Origin of the sequence: Streptomyces sp. NBC_00663, from assembly GCF_036226885.1 — a bacterium.
GTDB lineage: Bacteria > Actinomycetota > Actinomycetes > Streptomycetales > Streptomycetaceae > Streptomyces.
This window is the reverse complement of sequence record NZ_CP109027.1, coordinates 9,461,496-9,481,500: the sequence shown is the minus strand read 5'-3', so window position 1 is coordinate 9,481,500 and position 20,005 is coordinate 9,461,496. Positions and strand designations below refer to the sequence as shown.

13 protein-coding genes are annotated in these 20,005 nt (G+C 69.1%); 3 read left to right on the top strand and 10 right to left on the bottom strand.

The features are described from left to right. Positions 1–45 precede the first annotated feature (45 nt). The 8 genes from OG866_RS42910 to OG866_RS42875 form a co-directional block, all read right to left on the bottom strand. Positions 46–3,417 carry a CARDB domain-containing protein gene (locus OG866_RS42910; RefSeq protein ID WP_329343316.1) on the bottom strand — a complete coding sequence of 1,124 codons (3,372 nt, stop codon included), beginning with the start codon at positions 3,415–3,417 and terminating at the stop codon, positions 46–48. A gap of 264 nt (positions 3,418–3,681) precedes the next feature. Further along, positions 3,682–4,692 carry a LacI family DNA-binding transcriptional regulator gene (locus OG866_RS42905; RefSeq protein WP_329343314.1) on the bottom strand — a complete coding sequence of 337 codons (1,011 nt, stop codon included), beginning with the start codon at positions 4,690–4,692 and terminating at the stop codon, positions 3,682–3,684. A gap of 123 nt (positions 4,693–4,815) precedes the next feature. Next, positions 4,816–6,849, bottom strand: a complete 2,034-nt coding sequence (locus OG866_RS42900; protein WP_329343312.1) for a glycosyl hydrolase family 28-related protein — start codon at positions 6,847–6,849, stop codon at positions 4,816–4,818. A 308-nt stretch (positions 6,850–7,157) separates the two neighbouring features. Next, positions 7,158–8,774 carry a glycoside hydrolase family 13 protein gene (locus tag OG866_RS42895; RefSeq protein WP_329343310.1) on the bottom strand — a complete coding sequence of 539 codons (1,617 nt, stop codon included), beginning with the start codon at positions 8,772–8,774 and terminating at the stop codon, positions 7,158–7,160. A 111-nt stretch (positions 8,775–8,885) separates the two neighbouring features. Further along, a complete protein-coding gene (locus OG866_RS42890) occupies positions 8,886–9,761 on the bottom strand; it encodes a carbohydrate ABC transporter permease (RefSeq protein WP_329343308.1) in 876 nt (291 codons plus the stop codon). Positions 9,762–9,777: 16 nt separating this feature from the next. Further along, complete coding sequence (locus tag OG866_RS42885; protein ID WP_329343307.1) at positions 9,778–10,737, bottom strand: carbohydrate ABC transporter permease; 960 nt, start codon at positions 10,735–10,737, stop codon at positions 9,778–9,780. A gap of 161 nt (positions 10,738–10,898) precedes the next feature. After that, on the bottom strand, positions 10,899–12,311 hold the full coding sequence (locus OG866_RS42880) for an ABC transporter substrate-binding protein (RefSeq protein WP_329343306.1): 1,413 nt from the start codon (positions 12,309–12,311) through the stop codon (positions 10,899–10,901). Between the two features lie 537 nt (positions 12,312–12,848). Next, positions 12,849–13,655 (bottom strand): SCO6745 family protein, encoded by an 807-nt coding sequence (locus OG866_RS42875; RefSeq protein WP_329343304.1) that lies wholly within the window; start codon positions 13,653–13,655, stop codon positions 12,849–12,851. A gap of 315 nt (positions 13,656–13,970) precedes the next feature. Between OG866_RS42875 and OG866_RS42870 the strand changes: the two genes are divergently transcribed. Beyond that, positions 13,971–14,282 (top strand): hypothetical protein, encoded by a 312-nt coding sequence (locus tag OG866_RS42870; protein WP_329343302.1) that lies wholly within the window; start codon positions 13,971–13,973, stop codon positions 14,280–14,282. A gap of 157 nt (positions 14,283–14,439) precedes the next feature. Here the strand turns inward: OG866_RS42870 and OG866_RS42865 are convergent, their stop codons facing one another. Beyond that, positions 14,440–15,189 carry a dienelactone hydrolase family protein gene (locus tag OG866_RS42865; RefSeq protein WP_329343300.1) on the bottom strand — a complete coding sequence of 250 codons (750 nt, stop codon included), beginning with the start codon at positions 15,187–15,189 and terminating at the stop codon, positions 14,440–14,442. Positions 15,190–15,605: 416 nt separating this feature from the next. Here OG866_RS42865 and OG866_RS42860 point away from each other — a divergent pair, with 416 nt between their 5' ends. Together OG866_RS42860 and OG866_RS42855 are read left to right on the top strand one after the other, a co-directional pair. Continuing rightward, a complete protein-coding gene (locus OG866_RS42860) occupies positions 15,606–16,619 on the top strand; it encodes a hypothetical protein (protein WP_329343298.1) in 1,014 nt (337 codons plus the stop codon). Between the two features lie 284 nt (positions 16,620–16,903). Next, the gene (locus tag OG866_RS42855) at positions 16,904–17,074 is read left to right on the top strand and encodes a hypothetical protein (RefSeq protein ID WP_329343297.1); all 171 of its coding nucleotides are present in this window, start codon (positions 16,904–16,906) and stop codon (positions 17,072–17,074) included. Between the two features lie 117 nt (positions 17,075–17,191). Here the strand turns inward: OG866_RS42855 and OG866_RS42850 are convergent, their stop codons facing one another. After that, positions 17,192–19,729 carry a discoidin domain-containing protein gene (locus tag OG866_RS42850; RefSeq protein WP_329343296.1) on the bottom strand — a complete coding sequence of 846 codons (2,538 nt, stop codon included), beginning with the start codon at positions 19,727–19,729 and terminating at the stop codon, positions 17,192–17,194. Positions 19,730–20,005 lie beyond the last annotated feature (276 nt).

The window sequence follows — 20,005 nt, the reverse complement described above, 5'->3', positions numbered from 1 at the left end:
CGGCGACCCGCGCACGGCGGGCCGCCGAACCGGTTGCCGAGCCGGTCAGCTGCGGTTGATCACGAACTGGGAGCCCGGCTCGACGCAGACGTCGCCTTCCGCCGAGCCCGTGATGGTGACACCGGTCAGGGTGGCGCTGCCGCGGGCCCCGCCCATGGCGAGAACTCCGCACCCGTTGAGGGACTTGTCGATGCGGACGTTGCTCACCTTCACGCCCGGCATCGCGCCGCCGCCGGTCTTGAACTGGATGCCGTCGTAGGTCGAATCGTGGATGTCGGTGTCGCGGATGGTCACACCTGGGATGTCCGGGCCCTGCGCGAACAGGGTGATGGCACCGAACTCCTGGTCCTCGTTCCAGAACGCCCCGCCGGTGCGGTACAGCGCGTTGTTGGCGATGAGGGTCTGTCCGGAGAACGGGATCGGGTCGTGGTCGGTGGCCAGCATGATGCCCGGGTAGTTCATCGTGTCGGCCACGACGTTGTTCTCGATCGTGTTGCCGTAACCGCCGTACACCGCGATGCCGTTGGCGCGCCAGGGCAGTTGGACGGTGTTGTTGCGGAAGTGGTTGTCGTGGCCGACGTCGACCGAGGTGTCCTTGACGTACTTGCTCGCCCACACCGCGAGCGCGTCGTCCCCGGTGTTGCGGAAGGAGGAGTTGTACACGGTCGAATTGCGGGTGCCGTTGGCGAAGTTGATGCCGTCGGCGTAGGTGTCGCGCACCCGCATGCCGGTGAACTCCAGGCCGTCGCCCGGGTTCCACAGCTCGGGGATGTTGGAGTAGTCGCGGCCGACCCAGACACCGACGTTGGCGTGCTCGATCCACACGTTGCTGATCTTCGTGTTCTTGCCGAAGCGGCCGTTGAGGCCGACGCCGCCCTCGGCGTTGCCGTCGCCGCCCCGGATGGTGCCGGAGCCGAAGATCGCGATGTCGGAGATCTTGGTGTTGTCGTCGATGTCGAAGCCGAAGTTGCCCTCGTGCGGGTGGTTGATGCCGCCCGCGTCCTGGGGTGCGGTCAGCGTGTAGAGCTGCGAGTGCCACATGCCGGCGCCGCGGATGCTCACGTCACGGATGCCGACCTGGTTGTACTGCCCGCGGTTGAGGGGGTCGTCGGTGAGGATCTTCTGCTCCTGGCGCCACTGTCCGGCGGGGATCCAGACGCAGGCGATGTCTCCGTTCTGGTCGGCCGTGACGGCCCGTTGGAGGGCGTCGGTGTCGTCGATGCCGTCGTTGGGCACCGCGCCGTAGGCGGTGATGGAGGTGCACTCGGCGGGTTTGGTGGCGGGCGGCGCCACCTGCTCCAGGTCGATCAGGTCCAGGACGTAGTAGGCGGCGGTGTCCCCCGCGTCGCGCTGGAGGCGGAAGGTGGTGCCCGCGGGGTAGGTCGTGGTCAGCAGCGCCTGCGCCTCGTCGAACAGACGGCGCGCGTCGCCGCCGGGACGGTTGGTCAGTCCCTCGGGTTCGTCCGTGCTGCCGTACAGCCAGCTGTGCTTGGAGGACAGCGTCAGCTTGCGCACGAACGTGCCGTCGGCGTAGAGGCTGAGGGTCGCCTCCCGGCCGCCGCCGGCTGCCGCGTCGGGGATGGAGTTGCGTACGACGAGGGAGTTGGCGGCGTTGGCGGAGGTGAACTCCACATAGTCGCCGGTGGTGTCCAGCCGTACCGACTCGCGGCCCGAGGACTCGGTGGCGAAGTTGGTGTGGCCGAAGGTCCGCTTGCTGTCGGCGGTGAGCAGGGTGCCGCGGTAGCGGTCGGTCTCCGCCTCGTACTCGGTGTACGGCACGGCGGCTCCGCGTCCGACGACGATGGAGCGGGCGAAGACGTTGTTGTTCTCGTTGGTCTCGGTGACCGTGCCGGTGGCGTCCGCGGTGGCCGTCAGGGTCGCGCCGCCGCTGGTGGCCTTCCAGGTACCGCTGATCGCGACGTCGGCCGTGGCTCCCGCGGCGATCGCGCCGGTCGTGCCCTTGAGCGCCTGCTCCCCCACGGTCAGCTGCGTGACGCTGCCCGCCGGGACGGCGGTGGTGCCCCGATTGCGGACGGCGACGGTGAACGAGACGTCGGCGCCGACCGCGGGCGAGGTGGGGTTGGTGGTGATGCCGGTGACCGTCAGGTCGGGGCCCGGGCTCTGGGAGACGGTCAGCTTGCCGGCCGCGGTGCGGCTGTTGTTGCTGTTGTCGGACTCGGTGACGGTGTCACTCGGGTCGACGGCGGCCGAGACGGTGTAGGAGCCCGTCGGGCGCTTGCCGACGGGTACGTCGACCGTGGCGGACTGCCCGGCGGCCAGGCCCGCGACGGAGGCGGAACCGGCGACGGTGCCCTCGACACTGACGTCGAGCGCGCTCGCGGGCGCGGCGGCGGTGCCGGCGTTGCGGACGGTGGCCTTGACCGTCACCGGGTCCGCCTCGGAGGGAGCGGCCGGGGACCAGGTCAGGTCGGTGACGACGAGGTCGGGCTGGGGGGTGGCGGTGCCGAGCACCTCCACCTCGGCGACCTGGGCGCCGGGCGCACCGCTGTTGGCGGAGAAGGCGAGGCGTACGTCGGCCACGCGGCCGGTGACCGGGATGAGGACGCTGTTGCCGGCGGAGGACGGACTGAAGGAGTAGTCGGCGCGGGCCTTCAGCGTGGTGAAGCCGGACACGCCCGTGGCGCGGCCGAGGACTTCGAGGGACTGGGTCCGCGCTCCCCAGGCCGCGTCCGGGTTCAGCTTGATGCGCACCGCCTCGACGTCCGCGTCGGAGCCGAGCTTGACGGTGAGGTTCGCCGGGAAGCCCGCGGACTCCCAGTAGGTGCCGAGGTTGCCGTCATCGGCGTTGGCAGCGACGTAGTTCGGGGTGGTGGAGGAGGCCTCGACGGGCTTGCCCCGGGCGAGGTCGCCGGCTTCGACGGGCGGCTCCTCGGGTTCCTGCCCGGCGTCACCGAAGACTTCGAGTTCCGACAACTGGGCGGCGTTCCAGCCGGAGTTGGAGGCCAACTGCACCCGGACGTAGCGGGCGGTCGCGGTCGGCAGGTCGATGTTCACGGTGTTGGCGGCGGACGGGTTGAAGACGCGGCCCTGTCCGGCGGCGAGAGTACTGAAGGAGCCGCCGTCGGTGCTGCCGAGGACGGACAGCGACTGGGTGCGCGCTTCCCAGCCGGTGGGCAGCTTCAGCGCGACACGGTCCAGCGGAACCGGCGCGCCGAGGTCGACCTGTACCCACTGCGGGAACGAGCCGGTGGGCCCTTCCCAGTACGTCTGCTGGCTGCCGTCGGTGACGTGGGCGGCGGGGTAGCCGCCGAGGGCTCCGCCGGCCGTGGCCGTTCGGCCCAGGGCCAGGTTGGTCTCGGCCGCGGCGTGTGCCGGGGCGGGGAGCAGTCCGGTGGCTGTCAGACCCGCGAGCAGCAGGCCGACCCCCAGCCGTCTGCTCAGGTTGATGCGTCTCATGGTGGCCTCTCCGCAATCCGGGCACGGCGCGCCGAGAGCCCAGCACGACTTCATTGAGGGATGGCGCCGTTGAGTCGATTTATTGAGTAGTTATGTGACTCACTTGCAACGCTGAGGTGACAGGTTTCTCCAAAATGAAGTCTATGTCAACGCCTCCGTCAGGTTCACGACAGAGAACTGCCGGAGAAACGACAACGGCACCGATGTCACGACCGCCGGGAAGGCGGTGACACCGGTGCCGTGAGGCGACGCGGGAACAGACGGTCAGGCGGTGGGCGGCTGCGCGGTGGAACCGCGCACCACCAGCTCGGGTTCGAAGAGCAGCTCGCCCGGGTGCGCCGCGCTCCCCTGGATCTGTGCGCACAGCAGGTCCACCGCCGCACGCCCCATGGCCTCGATCGGCTGGCGCACGGTGGTCAGCGGCGGTTCCGTGCAGGTCATGAACGCCGAGTCGTCGAAACCGACGACCGACACCTCCGCGGGTACAGCCAGCCCCCGCCGGCGCGCGGCCCGGATGGCGCCCAGCGCGAGCGGGTCGCTGGCACAGACAATGCCGGTCACCCCCGCCTCCAGCAGCCGGGCGGTCGCCGCCTGACCGCCCTCCAGGGAGAAGATCGACCGCTGGACCAGGGCCTCGTCCCACACCGTGCCCACCGCGTCGGCGGCCAGTCGGGCGGCCGCCAGTTTGCGGCGCGAGGGCATGTGGTCCTCGGGCCCCAGGACCAGGCCGATCCTCTCGTGCCCCAGAGACGCCAGATGCCGCCAGGCCTGCTCGACCGCGACCGCGTCGTCGCACGCCACGCACGGGAAGTCCAGCCCGTCGATGGAGGCGTTGACCAGCACCACGGGGATTTTCCGCTCCGCGAGCTGGTGGTAGTGCTCGTGCGGTGCGTCGGCCTGCGCGAACAGGCCGCCGGCGAAGATGACACCGGAGACCTGCTGCTGGAGCAGAAGCTCCACGTAGTCCGCCTCGGACACGCCGCCCCGGGTCTGCGTGCACAGCACGGGCGTCAGCCCCTGCTGGGCCAGAGCACCACCAATGACCTCGGCGAACGCCGGGAAGATCGGATTCTGCAACTCGGGGAGCACCAGGCCGACGAGCCGGGCCCGCTCACCGCGCAGCTGGGTCGGCCGCTCGTATCCGAGCACGTCCAGAGCGGTCAGGACCGACTGACGGGTCGCGTCGGACACCCCGGGCTTTCCATTGAGGACACGACTGACCGTCGCCTCGCTGACCCCAACCTTCTTCGCCACCTGAGCAAGTCGTCGCGTCATGAACGCAAGCCTAGCGCAAAATACGCAAGCCAATTGCGGAGAGTGCCGATTTCTCGTCGCCTGCACGACACTCCACTCACCGTCTCCAGGGCTTCCGCACGAACAGCGCCGGACGTCACCGCATCACCAAGGTGAGGGCGCCGGAGGCTCCACCACCGGGGGCCGGTCGTCACAGGTGAGGGTGTTCGGCAGCATCCAGCCGGAGAGCCAGTCCCCGTCATTGCCGCCGAGGTCGGTCAGCGCGAACTCCGAGCCACTGGCCGGGAAGTTGAAGGAGCCGCAGTTGTTCACCCCGACCGCGCCGACATTGCGGGCGTCCACGTTCTCGAAGGTGGCGGAGCCCTTCGTGCGGGCACTGAGCACGGAGTTGCCCGTGCCGTCGACGTGGATGTCCTTGAAGTGGACCGCCGGGATGTCGTAGAGGTCCTTCACCCCGTACTCGCTCGCGAGCATGATCGCGTTGTGGGTGCTGTCGAGGTAGTGATCACCCGTGACCCGGATGTCGGCGTCGATAGAACCGTCCAGGGCGTACAACCACAGCGCACCCAGCCCGATCCGCCAGTTCAGGTCGAGGGTGCCGGCACGGACCGTGGTGTTGTCGGTGAAGTGCAGGAACCCCCCGAACGGCGTGGCGCCGAAGCGTGCGCCCGCGTGCAGTCCGCTGCCTTCGCGCACCGGGTCCGCGACCAGATTGCCGCTGACCGTGTTGTCACGTCCGCCGTAGATCGCGATGCCGTTGGCGAGGGTCGGGGACTGCACCGTGTTGTGGGAGAAGGTGTTGCCGGAGTCGGCCGTCTTCTCCGACCACATGGCCAGACCGTCGTCACCGGTGTTGCGGATGAAGTTGTCGTGCACGAGCGAACCGGTCACGCCCGTATGGAAGTTGAGGGCGTCGGCGATCTGGTCAGCGATGACGTTGTCCCGCACGCGCAGGTGCTCCATGGGGCCGTCCAACCACAACCCGGCCTTCGTATGGTGCAGATACAGGCCGCTGATGGTGGAGTCGCTCATGGCGCCGCCGATCGCGTTGACCTGATCGGTGTCGACGCGGTCACGGACATCTCCCTCAACCGCGAAGCCGGACAGACGCACGTTACGGCTGCCGCCGTCCGCGGCACTCTTGCCGTACAGTCCGACGCCGGTGTGCCGGGAACCGTCGGGCGCGGGAGCGTCCAGCGTGACCTGACGGCCCTTCAGGATCGTGTGCCAGCTGCCCGCCCCGATGATCGTGACGTCGTCGACCTCGATGTGCCGGTCGACCTGGAAGGTGCCCGGCGGAAGATAGACGGGCCGGTCGACGCGGCGGGCGAAGGCAATCGCCCGCTCGATCGCAGGCGCGGCATCCCGCCGGCCGGTGGGGTCCGCGCCGAAGCCGCGGACGTCCACTCCCCCACGTACGGTCTTCGGCGGGGCCACGAGCTGGGAATCGAGCAGATCCACCACGGTCCAGGCGGCGCGGCTGCCCGCGGGCACCGTCAGTCGCACGCGGTCGCCCGCCCGGTAGGTGCGGTCCAGGAGCAGGCGCTGCTCGTCGTAGAAGTGCGTGGGCCGGAACGGCTTGTCGATCTCCGGGGCGGGGGTGGTGGCCGAGGGCACGCAGGAGCACTCGGTGATCCACCAGTCGGGGTGCAGCAGGTCGGCGCGGGGGTCGTTGGTGAACGGGTACTGGTTGTAGAGCCAGGAGTACTGCGAGGTGAGCGTCATGGTCGCGCGGTGCCGGCCGGCGACGCGCACGTCGAGGGGCGCGGCGATTCCGCCGCCTTCGGGCGCGTCGGGGATGCTGTAACGCACGTTCAGGGCATTGGCGGCGCGCGGCAGGACGAACTCGACGTACTGCCCCGGCGTCAGCCGGACGGCCTTCCGTCCGGACGCCTCCGAAGCCAGGGTGTACGGGGCGCGGTCGGGCCCGATGACCGTGCCGTCCGTGGTGACGTTCTCGGCTTCCTGCTCGTCGAAGTCCACGTCCGCGCCTCGCCCGGCGACCAGTGTGGGATCCAGTCCGGCGCGGGTGACGACCGGACGGGTGCCGGAGGTGTCGGGTGTGCGGGCGGGCGCCGCGGCGGCGATGCCGTCGGCCGCCAGGCCGAGAGCCAGCAGCGCACAGAACAAGGTGGTGGCTCTCGCGCCGGCGTGTGCGCGGACACGTCTGGAAGACATCGGGGCTCGCTTCTGTCGGAGGGGGTGGCGCGGCACGTCGGGCGGTGAGCGGGTGGGGACGGTGATCGCGGACACGGACACGGACATGGACACGGACATGGGCATAGGCATGCGGGGCGGCGCGGGTGGGTGGAACTGCGCGCCCGGCCGACCTGCTCCGGACGGCGAGGCGCGCGGAGAACGACGGGGCGGGCGCCGTCCGGGACAGGGCGCGTGGAGAACGATGAGGCTGGGGCCGTCCGGGACAGGGCACGCAGCGAACGACGAGGCGGGCGCCGTCCGGGGCGGCGCGCGCGGGGAAGCGTGGGTCAGGCGTCGTCGGCGGCCCGCAGCCATACAGCCGTGTCCGGCGCCAGCGTCCCGTCGGTTCCGAGCGGCCCGCTGGCCAACAGGAGCTCACGGTGCGGGGGAAGCCCGGCCGGCGCGGCCGACAGGTTGACGACGCAGATCACTCCCCCGGGACGGGCGAAGGCCAGCACCCCTTCCTCGGCGGGCAGCCACCGCATGGGCCCGTCGCCGAAACCCGGCTCGGCTCGGCGGAGCCGCAGCGCCTGCCGGTAGAGCGCGAGCATCGAGGCGGCGTCGACGCTCTGGCGGTCCACGGCGTAGTGCGCCCAGTCCTCGGGCTGCGGCAGCCAGGGTGCCGCTCCCGCGCAGAACCCGTAGGCCGGGGCGTCCGCCTCCCAGGGCAGGGGCACCCGGCAGCCGTCGCGGCCGGGGTCGATACCGCCGGAGCGGAAGTGCATGGGGTCCTGGATCCGGTTGAGCGGGATGTCCGCCTCGGGCAGGCCCAGTTCCTCGCCCTGGTAGAGGTAGACCGACCCGGGCAGCGCCAGGGTCAGCAACGCGGCGGCCCGGGCTCGGCGGGCGCCGAGGGCGAGATCGGTGGGGGTGCCGAAACGCTTGGTGGCGAAGTCGAAGCCGGTGTCGTCACGGCCGTAGCGGGTCACGGTGCGGGTGACGTCGTGGTTGCACAGCACCCAGGTGGCGGGCGCGCCGACCGGGGCGTGCTCGGCGAGAGTGTCGTCGATCGTGCGGCGCAGCCGGCCGGGTTCCCAGGGGCAGGACAGGAAGTTGAAGTTGAAGGCGGTGTGCAGTTCGTCGGGGCGCAGGTAGCGCGCGAAGCGTTCGGCGTCGGGCAGCCACACCTCGCCGACGAAAACCCCGCCGTATTCGTCGGCTACGGCACGCCAGGACCGGTATACGTCGTGCAGCTCGTCCTGGTCGATGTACGGGTGGGGGTCGACGCCCTCCTCGAAGTCGGCGAGCGCGGGATCCTTGGCGAGCAGTGCGGCGGAGTCGATGCGGACGCCGGCGACGCCGCGCTCGAACCAGAAGCGCAGGACGTCTTCGTGTTCCTGGCGAACCTCGGGGTGGGCCCAGTTAAGGTCGGGCTGTTCGGGGGTGAACAGGTGCAGGTACCACTCGCCGTCCGGGACCCGGGTCCAGGTCGGTCCGGAGAACTGGGAGGGCCAGTTGTTCGGGGGCAGTTCACCGTTCTCGCCCCGCCCCGGTCGGAAGTGGAACCGCTCCCGCTCCGCGCTGCCGGGCCCGGCGGCCAGGGCCTGCTGGAACCAGATGTGCTGGTCGGAGACATGGTTGGGGACGATGTCGACGATGACGCGGAGGTCGAGCGCGGCGGCCTCGGCGATCAGTTTCTCGGCTTCGGCGAGGGTGCCGAAGGCGGGATCGATGGCGCGGTAGTCGGCGACGTCGTAGCCGCCGTCGACGAGAGGTGAGGCGTACCACGGGGTGAACCAGACGGCGTCGACTCCGAGTTCGGCGAGGTAGGGCAGTCTCGCCCGGACGCCCGCGAGGTCACCGGTGCCGTCGCCGTCGCCGTCGGCGAAGCTGCGTGGGTACACCTGGTAGATGACGGCGTCGCGCCACCAGTCGTCGGTGCGGGGCGCATGAGGGGCTGCCACAGAGCGTTCCTTTCGGGCAGGAAGAGGTTCTTCGCCGCCGCCCCGGTTGCTGCGGGGCGGATGGACAGGGCGGCGGCGAAGTTCATCGGGGGGTGTTCCGTGCGGTGGGCGTCAGCCCTTGAGGCCTCCGGCGGTCAGGCCGCTCATGATGTTGCGCTGGAACAGCAGGAAGATGAGCAGGGTCGGTATCGAGGCGATGGTCAGCGCCGCGATCAGCACGTTGACGGGCACTCCGTTGGACAGCGAGTAGATGCCGACGTTGAGCGTCTGTTTGGCGGGGTCGGGCAGCGTGAGCATCGGCCACAGGAAGTCCTTCCAGACTCCGACGACCGCGAAGATCGACACCACGCCGAGGATGGGCTGCGAGATCGGCAGCACGATGGAGCGCAGGGTCCGCATCGGGCCGGCCCCGTCCATGGAGGCGGCGTCCAGAAGCTCCTGCGGGATGGAGTCGAAGAAGCGCTTGAGCAGGAAGATGTTGAACGCGTTGGTGACCGACGGCAGCCAGATCGCCCAGGGCGAGTTGAGCAGGTTGCGCTCCACGATCGGCACATCCAGAACGGTCAGGTACTGCGGTACGACGAGGACGGTCGCCGGGATCATCAGCGTGGCGAGCATCATGCCCAGGATCGCCTTGCCCAGCACGGGACGGAGTTTGGAGAGCGAGTACGCGGCCGCGACGTCCAGGACGAGCTGGAAGGCGAGGGCGCCGAACGCGTAGTAGAGGGTGTTGAACAGCAGCGAGGACAGGTCCATGACGTCCCAGGCCCGGCTGTAGTTGTCCGGTGTGAAGCTTCGGGGCACCAGGGTGGGCGGGGTCTGGATCACCTCCTGGGTGTCCTTGAACCCGCTGGAGACCAGCCAGTAGAGCGGCCCGAGGAACACCAGGCTGAATCCGCCGACGACCAGCGCGAAGACGGTCCAGTACACGGCCTTGCCCTTGCGTTTGGCGAGGACGGCCGGCGCGATGAGTGTGCGTGTGGACATGGTGGACTCCCCTGGCCTACTTGTCCTCGGCGCGGCTGAGCTTGACGTACAGCGCCGAGAATCCGGCGAGCAGTACGAGGAGCATCAGACCGAGCGCCGCCGCGGCACCGTAGTTGTTGAAGTTGAAGGCGTACTGGTAGATGAGGTAGACGACGGTGGTCGTGGACCCCTCGGGGCCGGCGCCGCCGGTCAGGAGGAAGGGTTCGACGAAGACCTGCATCGTCGCGATGATCTGCATGAGCAGCATCAGCGACAGGATGAGGCGGGTCTGCGGGATGGTCACGTGCCAGATCTTGCGGAACAGGCCCGCGCCGTCGAGTTCCGCCGCCTCGTACAGTTCGCCGGGCACTCCCTGGAGTGCGGCGAGGTAGATCAGGGTGGCGCCGCCCATGTTCATCCAGGTCGCGGCGATGACGACGGACAGCATGGACAGGTCGGGGTCCTGGAGCCACTGCTGTTCGGGCAGGTGCAGGAAGCCGAACAGCTCGTTGAGGAGCCCGTATCCGGGGTCGTACAGGTACTTGAAGAGCAGGACCGAGGCGACGGGAGGCAGCATCACGGGCAGGTAGACGAGCAGCCGCAGATAGCCCTGGCCATGCCGGAACTCATTGATGACCACCGCGACGACGAACGGCACGGCGAAGCCGAGGACCAGCGCCAGGACGGTGAACAGCAGCGTGTTGCGCCAGGCCTGCCAGAAGGCCGGGTCGTTGAAGACGGTGACGAGGTTGTCGAAGCCGACCCAGGTCGTCTGTCCGCTCTCGGTCTTCTGGAAGGCGAGGAAGAACTCCCGGATCATCGGGTACCAGGAGAACACCAGGAAACAGAGGACGGCTCCGATGAGGAAGCCGTGGGCCGTCAGGTTGCGTCTGAGGCTTCTGGCGAAGGAACCGCCGGGGGCCGACGGGCCCGCGGTGCGCGGCTCGGGAGGGCGGGGAGGTCCCGCCTTGCTCGGGGTCAGGCTCGGGGCCGACATCGTCGCTCCTCGGTACTCAACTGCCGTGTCTGCGGCCGCATCTGGTGCCGTCGCTGCGGCCGTTGCTGCCGCCGTATCTGCTGCCGTTGCTGCGGCCGTATCTGCTGCCGTTGCTGCTGCCGGGCGGGGCCGCCGCGGACGGGCCGTCCCGCCCCGGCCGGTCACTGGTTGGCCAGGACCTGGTTGACCTGCGACTCGGCGGTGGACAGGAGCTTGTCGATGTCGGCGTTCTTGTTGGTGAGGATCCCGGACATCACGTTGTCGAGGACCTTGTAGATCTCCTGGGCCTTCGGCGGCTCGGCCTTGCCCGGGACCGGGTTGTCCATGAACGTCTTGAAGTTGGCGACCGGCATGGTGGCGTTGGCCTGGCGGGCCGCGTCGTCCTTGGTCTTGGACTCGTTCAGCCAGAAGTTGGGCTGCGGGACACCGACGGGAAGCTTGTCGGCCTTGGTGCGCTCCCAGTTGAACTGGCCCTTGCCGACGGTGAGGTTCTTGAAGTTGAGCCAGGCGATCGCGGCCTTGATCTTGTCGCCGGAGATGCCCTTCTTGATCATGTAGTTGTTGCCGCCGGCGAGGGTGCTCTGTCCTCCGGGGATCGGCCCCATGCCGAAGTTCTCGTACTGGGCGCCCAGTTGCTGGACCATGTACGCGATGTCGTCGGGCGCGGCGAGGAACATGCCGAGCTTGTCGGTGGCGATCTGCTTCTGAAGGTCTCCCCACTTCAGCAGCTGGGTCTTGCCCATGCTGTCGTCCTCCCAGCGCATGGCGTGGAGGTTCTCGGCGACCTGCTTGCCGATGTCGTTGTTGAAGGCGGCCTTCTTGCCGCCGGCGTCGACGATCTCGCCGCCGCGGCTGTACGTCTGCGCGGTGAAGTGCCAGCCACCGGTGTTGCCGGCGCTGTACTCGCCGAAGCCGGCGATGCCGTCGCCGAGGCCGGCGATCTTCTTGGCCGCGGCGCGGACCTCGTCCCAGCTGCGCGGGGGGTTGTCGGGGTCGAGGCCGGCCTGCTTGAAGAGCTTGCGGTTGATCAGCAGGCCCATCGTGTAGTTGCTCGTGGGCAGGCCGTAGAGCTTGCCGTCCTGCTTGAGCTGCCCCAGCACGTTCGGGTCGATGTCCTTGAGCAGCGGCACCGTCTTGTCGTTGACGTACGCGCTGATGTCGGCGGCGCCGCCCTCGGAGAGGACCTGGTCCAGGTCGGTGAAGTAGGTGTAGAAGACGTCCGGTTGCGACTTGGCCTTGAGCATGGCCGTGAACCGCGCCGGTTCCAGGCACTGGCCAGGAGTGGAACGTCCCTCGATCGTGACGTTCGGGTACGTCTTGTTGAACTCGGCGACGTCCTCCTTCCACTCCTTGAGCTCGGCCGCCTTCGCCGTCGGGGGCATGCAGTCGATGGTGAGGGTCACCTTCGTCTTGGGGTCCAGCGGGGCGGACGGGTCGCTCGATCCGCTCCCCTCGGAGTTGTCCCCGTTGTCACTGCTGCTGGTGCCGCAGGCGGCCAGGGCGGTCAGTGTCAGAGCGGAGACGAGAGCGACCGCGCTGGCGCGGCGCGTACGACGGAACCGGGCAACTCTCATGGGTGGGTCCCCTTCGGGCATGACGTGGAGGAGGCCCCACCTTCGGTACGGGTGCGTTGTGGGGCGGGCCACACTCAACCACCACCGACAAGTGAACGCAAGATTGCGCGTCAGATTCGTAATTGCTCGACAATGGAGTGTCGTCTGGGTGGCAATGACGCAAGAGGGGAGCCGTCCGAGCGTCACGCCCCGACCCGCAGCCGGGCCCGTACCGACGAACCCCGGTAGCGACGGCAAATCGGAAGCGGTGCCGCCGAACGGCGGTCAAAGGCCGAACAAGCAGCGCGATCCGGAGGACAGGGCGGCTCTACGCCGCCGAGCGGAGCGGACCTGAACAGGTCCGGCCCGCGCACATCTCTGCCTCTGCGCGCTGCGTGCCGGCTGCGACGGACCAGCGATGCCGTCCGACCGACCCGCTTCCGCAAACTCCGATGCTCTGGACGCAAAGGTTTGACGGTGTGTAGCCCTACGGTCATCACGACCATCGAGGCGACGATGACTGGCGTACCCGTGGCAGAGCTTGGCCGTTCCGGCGTGTCACTGCGAGCCTGTCGCCACCAGCCTCACGGCGATGGGTTCGAGCTCGGTGGTCAGTTCGTCGAGTTCGGCGGGGGTCAGAGCCTCGTAGGGCGGGGCGGCCAGTTCGTCGGTCAGGGCTTCGATGCGTTGTTTGGTCTCGCGACCCGCTTCGGTGAAGTGGCCGTCGGCGTCGATGAGTCCGCGTTCGCGCATACAGTCCATGACCGCGGCCAGGCGCTCCTTCGGCAGGTGATGGATGCGTCCGAACGACTCCGGGGGGTGGATGCCCATGTCCAGCGCCGACAGCACATGGGCCTGCGTGCCGCCGATGCGTGCCCCGACGAGAGCGGCGATGTGCCCGTCACCGCGGTGCTCGCGCAGCATCGTCGCACAGTGCCACAGCCGGGCGACGGGTTCGCTCGGCACCACAAGGGTGCGCATCCCGGCGTACATCACCCTGCCTTCCATGGGCGCGCTCGTCGCGGCCTTGGTGAGCAGGTCGGCGGCGCGCGCCAACCCCGGGGAATCGGCCAGCTCATCACCGAGGATCCGCCGTAGAGAGGCCACGCTGCCCCGCTCCCGTGCGGCGAGGGACGCCTCGGGCGGGATCGTCTCCCAGGCGCTGGGGATGTGCCGTGCGGCTTCCCCCTCGGCGAAGTTGTAGAAGGCGGCGTGCACGACCTCGGCCGACACCCGCCCCAGCGGCGCCGCGCGGCTGGCGAAATAGCCGTCCCAGTAGGTGCGATGGCCGAGCGCGGCCATTTCCTCATTGCACTCGTCCGCGAGGTAGGTGACCAGGCAGATCGGCTCCACGAGCTCGTACATGCGACGGGCGATGTGAGTCATCGAATTCACGCGCGTCCTACCCATCGGGTTCTCCCCTTTGCCAGGTGTGCCGACCTGTTTGCCAGGTGTGCCGACTTGGACCGTCCCGCGCACCCAAACTCATCGGCGGCTGAGAGCCCTCTGCCGGAGCCGGCCGTGGGCGGCATCCCGGCACATCCCCGTCCTCCCGCGCTGAAACACAGTTCGACGCACTTCGAATACATGGCGGCCACTCTGCCGTGAAAAGTACGTTGCTCACCGGACCGGCTCCATAAGCGGACCCGACACGGTTGATTGACACATGGAGGGAAAACGATGTTCAGGAAAATATCGCTCACTGCGGCGGCACTGGGGCTCGCGATCGTCGGCCCCCTGACACTCACGAGCCAGGCACAGGCCGCGGACCAGACCGCCGCAGCCCCCGCCGCGGTATGCGGCTACAACGACAACATCGACGGCTGGGCTCAGTGGATCAACTGTGGCAACTACAACCACCTGATCGAGACATGGGCCCTGGGCGCCAGCCAGAGCTTCCAGTGCGTGGCCGCCCACTCGACCTACACCTTAGGCCCCACCTGGTTCATCAGCAGCTCGACGTACGCCGGCGGGGTGGGTTGTACGCCGTGATGATGCCTCTCCGGTGATCGCCGTGGGCCGCCAACGGGTCTTCGCGGAAGTCCGACGCGAAGCATGCCCGGTGTGCTGCCGCAGCGTTCCGGGGGTCGGCGGGCCCGTCCCCGGCGCGGAGGTGTTGAAGGCGGGGTGAGGTCTCCGAGCCAGAGCTTCAGCCGTTGGCCAGGGTGCGGTCGAGGAGGGGCAGCAGACGGTCCCAGTGGCGCTGGAGCGCGGCGGGATCGAAGGCGTCGGTATCGGACATGGTGAAGCCGTGAACGGTGCCGGGGTAGATCTCGGAGGTGTGGCCGACCCCCGCGGCATGCAGGGCCTGGTTGAGCTCGCCGAGAGCCCCGGGCGTCAAGTCGCCCTCGGCGTGGCCGAGATGGACGTCGGCGGTGATCTTGGAGAGGAGGCCGTGCAGGCCGTCGGGCCCGTCTGCCACCACGGGGCAGTGGAATCCGGCGACAGCGGCCACCTGGCCGGGGTGGGCCGCGGCCGTGCGCATCGCCAGGAGGCCGCCGATGCAGTAGCCGGTCACCGCGACCGGACCGGCGCCGACCTCGGGCTGTGCGGTGAGGAACCTGAGGTAGGCGTCCGCGTCGCTCAGGACGCGTTGGTCGGCCATGTGCGCCTCGATCAAGGGCATCAGCTGGGCGAAGACCGCGGGCCGGACCTCGTCTCCGATGTGCTCGGGAAGGTCGATCACGGGTGCGGGGCCGTGCCGGTAGAAGTAGTTGGGGACCAGCACGTAGTACCCGTGCCGGGCCAGTTCGCGGGCCATCTCCCGCAGCACGGGCCGGATGCCGAAGCCGTCCGCGTACATCAGGACCCCGGGGTGCCGCACTCCGTCGTCGGGGAAGGCGGCGAAAGCGTCGGCCTGGCCGTCCGCGGTGGCAATGTGCAGCGTCTTGGTGGGCATGAGTTCTCCTGTCGTGGTTGACGTGTCGTGCTGTGATCATCACGACAGGAGGCGGGGCCCGCGCAGCGGCGCCAGACCCTCGATCCAACAGCGGGCCGGCACCGGCCCGTACGGCACTCAGAGGAGCGCCGGGTCGCCAATCCGTGTGTGGCGCAATGCCGTCCCGGTAGTCATGCAGCGCAGCGTAGCCCAGCGAACGAAAGCCCCCGCCAGTACCCCAGAAGATCCCGGGCTCTTCCCGAGACTTCGGAACTGCCGGACAACCCCAGCCCGAGCCACAGTCGCGCTCATTGCGCGCAAAGGCCGTACCTGACGACAGTGCCGACCCCCGCAGCTCCGGCACCGGAACGTATGCGTCTTCTGGCTAGCGTCACCTCATGCCAAGAACTGCACCGAGCCGAGCTGACCGCGCGCTCATGGCCCTGGCAGCGCAGTCCGGTTTCCCGGTCAGCGCCGGCCAACTGGAACGCTGGCGCCGTCACGGACTGATCCCGCGCCCTATTGTGCGCCGCACAGGTCATGGAGGGAGCGAAGCGGTCTATCCGGAGGGCACGGGCGAACTGGTCTGCGCTCTGGCGCGGCATGCGGGCCCCGGACGCTCCTACGACGATGTGGCCCTGCTCGCCTTCTTCTCCGGAGCCGGAGTCCCGGAGATCGCGCTCAAGACCGCCCTGGCGCGCGCCTATTTCCAACGCCGTCTGCGGCGCGAGGAGCACGTGGGGCAGGTTCAGGCACAGGTTCCGCCGGACTGGGCTGCCGAGATGGACAGCGCATACGAGGAGGCCGAGGCCAAAGCCACGATCTCATTGGCCGAGAACGGCAGGGCCATGTGCCAGATGCGCAGCAACCTCCGTCGTCTGCCTGACCTCGCCCAGGCGACGCGCGATGAGGTGGACGCGCGGCTGCTGGGGGTGCTGGTCGGTCTGGAGATGCGGGAACTGCCCGAGTGGGACCGGGTGTTCATGGCCGACCTGGCAGCGGCCCTGCACCTCGACTGCGAGGTCGATGAGGACTGCCTCGCGGTATGGGACTACGCGGCCCCTTGCCATGCCTCTCAGATGGCCCGCCAGGAGAGGACATCGCCCGAAGAACGGGTCGACAAGCTGGCGCGGATCACCCTTGAGGACCTAGCGGCCCTGCGCAGGGACGTGTGCGACAGCAGCGACCAGATGTGGACCAGGGCAACCGACGGTCGTCAAACACGCGCTCCGATGGATCAGACGTGGCAGGCCCGGGCCGCCGCCGGAGTGCTGATGGAGTGGATGAGCGCGCGGGAGGTCCATCCGCCGGGCTCCGTCCTGGCCGACCGCTATTTCATCGAGAGCCTCTCGGACCTGGCAATCCGCTGCCGGATCGCACGGGTCCGTGCGCGGCTCGGCGACAACCCGGGGGAAGGACGTACGGCATTCGTTGCGCGCACCAGCCGGTGACCTCCTGAGGCATGGCAGCGCAACCATCACCACCACCCGTATACAGCCGAGCGCCACGGCAGTTGGTGAGGTCGTGCGCTGCTCGGGGTGCACGGACTGGTGACCGCAAGGCCAGGAGGCACCGGGGCCCGACCGGCCGCCTACACCGCCTCCGCGCCGTCGCGGGCCCCGCCGCTTCATCGGGCCGATCGACCGCACGCCCACCCAACTCTGGAGCTGTCGCACTCCGTTGGGCCCGCAGACGTCGGTTCGCCAAGGCGGGCGCATGGGCGGCGGACGTGACCATGACGGTGATACTCGCCGCCGTCACCTTCTACCTGTCCGGCAGTGCCGTCGACCTGATGAGTGTGGAAAGCGATCCCCGGGTTCTCGCTCCGACGCCCGCCGCGGTCCTGCTGTGCTGGTTCGCCGTCGTGGCCTGGGCGGCCCAGGCTTTCCGCGACCGTCCACGCTGAGGCCCGCCGACTGTCCCCACTTCACCGTGGAGCGTCCGCCGGGACCCACGGCTCGTGGGTCCCGGGTCCGGGTCCCGGCGGACGGTCAGGGGCGCGAGGCGTCGCCCGTTGCGCCGGTCACGGGAACGACGTCAGCTTCGACGGCACGGTGTCCGTCCCCGAGGTCGGTGCGCCGGTATTGTTGACGACGTGGGCGTACTGGCCCTTGCCGCCGAGGGAGATCACCAGCACGTCGTGCAGCTTCACCCCGGCGGTGACCGGGACCTGGAAGCCGTGTGTCTGGACGATGGTCGGGTCGGAGGTGTAGTTGCAGTAGCTGCCGAGTCCCCACGCCTCGTGCTGGGTCACGGTGTCGGCGACCTTGTAGGCGGCGTAGCCGACGATGCCGTCATGGGTGATGGCGGCGGCGTTCGGGGCGTCGTAGGCCTTCTCGTTCTGGAAGAAGATCGTGCGGCCGCGTTCGCCGTTCCACAGGACGTCGTACTTGTTGAAGTGCTCCACGAACAGGCCCGTGGCCAGGACGTCGTCGCCGTTGACGCGCAGGCCGTAGTCGGCGCGGTTGGTGTCCCAGCCGACGCCGGTGCCGTGGTCGGCGCGCCACAGCCAGGTGTGGTCGATGACCACGTCGTCGCTGTTGACGACGACGGAGTTGGTGGCGAGGCCGGGTCCGGCTCCGCCGATGCGGACGAACACGTCCTGGACGGTGGTCGGGTCGGCGGAGTGGTCGGCGCCGGCGCCGGGCTGGCCGATCTGGAGGAGGGTGTCGGAGTTGACGGGGCCCGCGTCGATGAGGAAGCCGGCGAGGCGCACACCGTCGACGTCGGCCACGTGCATGGCGTCGATGCCGTTGTCCGGCACGAGCGTGGCCAGTCCCAGTCCGAGCACGACGGTGTCGGCGCGGGTGACGTCGAGGGTCTGGTCGAGGTGGTAAACGCCGGGCGTGAACAGGAGGTTGAGGCCCTGGGCGAGTGCCTGGTTGATGGTGGCGGCGGTGGCGCCGGGCTTGACGACGTAGAACTGGTCGAGCGGAAGGGAGGTGCCGGCGTTCGCCGGCCAGGACACGCCGCGTGCGTTGGTGCGCTTGGCGGGCACGAACACCTTGTAGGTGCTGCCGTCGAGGTAGAGGAAGGGCTTCTCGCGGGAGACGGGTGTGGTGTCGAGGGTGGTGTACGGGCCTGAGTCGAAGTTGGTCGCCGGGGCGCCCTGCACTCCGGTGAAGGTCATGTTCCACACGCCGTTGGTCCAGCCGCCGACGGAGCTGTCGCGGGTGTACCACTGCTGCTGGGAGTAGGGGCCCACGGTGCCGTCGATCTTCGAGTCGGCGATGTAGCCTCCGGAGGCCCAACCGTAGCCGTTCGGGGCCAGGTTGAGGCCGCCCTTGACATGGATACGGCGGAAGGGCGCGGCCTGGGCGACGGCCCAGCGGTCGGTGCCGTTGGACGGTGTGATGGCGAGGTTCTCCGCCGAGCGCCAGAAGTTCTGGGTGGCGTTGCCGTTGAACCAGCCGGCGTCGACGGTGATGTCACCGTTGATCTGGGTGTCGTCGGGGTTGAGGCCGAGTCCCGAGATCGAGGTGTAGAAGCCGAGTTGGGCGTTGATGCCGTTGTAGGTCCCGGGCTTGAGCAGGAACTGGTAGCGACCGGAGCCGAACTGGCTGGACTCCTGCTGGGCGAAGACGGCGTCGAACTTCTGCTGGAGGCCCGGGGTGTTGGGGTCCACGACGATGACGTTCGGCCCGAGGTCGCCGCCGCCCTGGACCGGGGGAACGCCGCCGGTTGTGGTGTGGACGGCGACTTCCCACAGGGAGTAGCCGTAACCCGTGGCGCGGACGGTGCCGTTGATACGGACGTAGCGGCCGGAGCCGGTGACGTCGTAGGAGGCCGTGCCGCCGTTCGCGCCGGTGACGCTCTTGAGGGTGCTCCAGTTCTGGCCGTCGGAGGAGGCCTGGATCTGGAACTCCTTGGCGTAGGCGGCCTCCCAGGTCAGGTCGATCTTGCACAGGTCCTTGACCGAGCCGAGGTCGACCCGCACCCACTGCGGGTCGGAGGCCTGGCTGGACCAGCGGGTGCCGGTGTCGCCGTCGAAGGCGGCGGAGGCGGGGGTGCCGGCGTTCTCCGTGGAGGAGGCCGAGGCGGACCTGCCCTTCGCGGCGTTCGCCGCGTCGCAGGATGACGTGTCGGTGCCGTTGGTGCCGAAGACCTGGAACTCCCAGAGCGAGTAGCCCCATGGGGTGGCCCGGTGGACGCCGTACATCCTGACGTAGCGGCCCTGTCCGGAGACGTCGAGGGTGTCGGTGCCGCCGTCGCCGCCGGTGACGGAGGTCAGGTCGGTCCAGGTGCTGCCGTCGGCGGAGGCCTGGATCTTGTAGTCCTTGCCGTAGGCCGCCTCCCAGGTGAGGACGACCTTCGAGAGCGTGGCGGTGGCGCCCAGGTCGACCTGGAGCCACTGGGTGTCGGTGGCGGCCGACGACCAGCGGGTGGCGGTGTTGCCGTCGACGGCGGCGGCTGCCAGGGTGCCTGCGTTCTCGTCGGAGGAGGACGTCGCCGTCTTGCCTTGGGAGAGCGGGAGTTCGGCCGCGCCGGCCGAGTGGGCGGCGGGGAGGGCGAGCAGCGCTGCCATGGCGGCGAGCACGACGCCCATGGATCTGAGTCTCATGGAGGTCCCTGCGGGTGTGGTGGGGAAGGGAACACGGGGAGCCGCCGACGTGCAGGCGGATCAGCACGCCAAGGGCTGCACCCCGACGCTTAGTTCACGTCTTGATTTAACTGATGAGTCACAACTCTCGGCAAGTCTTCGGAAGTTGAAATCTTTCCGGGTCCGCTTCTGCCGGATCCCTTGACACCTTGATGACATGCCCTCAACACTCCTCGGCGGGAGAGCGCTCTCCCGTATGCGATCCGGCGCTCCCTGACGCCGAGCCGCGCCATGGCG

What these genes read in the sequence shown, in the direction of transcription:
- OG866_RS42890 (WP_329343308.1), bottom strand. Translation starts at nt 9,761, where the DNA reads ATGTCCACACGCACACTCATCGCGCCGGCCGTCCTCGCCAAACGCAAG.
- OG866_RS42885 (WP_329343307.1), bottom strand. Translation starts at nt 10,737, where the DNA reads ATGTCGGCCCCGAGCCTGACCCCGAGCAAGGCGGGACCTCCCCGCCCT.
- OG866_RS42870 (WP_329343302.1), top strand. Translation starts at nt 13,971, where the DNA reads ATGTTCAGGAAAATATCGCTCACTGCGGCGGCACTGGGGCTCGCGATC.
- OG866_RS42865 (WP_329343300.1), bottom strand. Translation starts at nt 15,189, where the DNA reads ATGCCCACCAAGACGCTGCACATTGCCACCGCGGACGGCCAGGCCGAC.
- OG866_RS42855 (WP_329343297.1), top strand. Translation starts at nt 16,904, where the DNA reads ATGACGGTGATACTCGCCGCCGTCACCTTCTACCTGTCCGGCAGTGCC.
- OG866_RS42875 (WP_329343304.1), bottom strand. Translation starts at nt 13,655, where the DNA reads ATGTACGAGCTCGTGGAGCCGATCTGCCTGGTCACCTACCTCGCGGAC.
- OG866_RS42850 (WP_329343296.1), bottom strand. Translation starts at nt 19,729, where the DNA reads ATGAGACTCAGATCCATGGGCGTCGTGCTCGCCGCCATGGCAGCGCTG.
- OG866_RS42900 (WP_329343312.1), bottom strand. Translation starts at nt 6,849, where the DNA reads ATGTCTTCCAGACGTGTCCGCGCACACGCCGGCGCGAGAGCCACCACC.
- OG866_RS42905 (WP_329343314.1), bottom strand. Translation starts at nt 4,692, where the DNA reads ATGACGCGACGACTTGCTCAGGTGGCGAAGAAGGTTGGGGTCAGCGAG.
- OG866_RS42880 (WP_329343306.1), bottom strand. Translation starts at nt 12,311, where the DNA reads ATGAGAGTTGCCCGGTTCCGTCGTACGCGCCGCGCCAGCGCGGTCGCT.
- OG866_RS42860 (WP_329343298.1), top strand. Translation starts at nt 15,606, where the DNA reads ATGGCCCTGGCAGCGCAGTCCGGTTTCCCGGTCAGCGCCGGCCAACTG.
- OG866_RS42910 (WP_329343316.1), bottom strand. Translation starts at nt 3,417, where the DNA reads ATGAGACGCATCAACCTGAGCAGACGGCTGGGGGTCGGCCTGCTGCTC.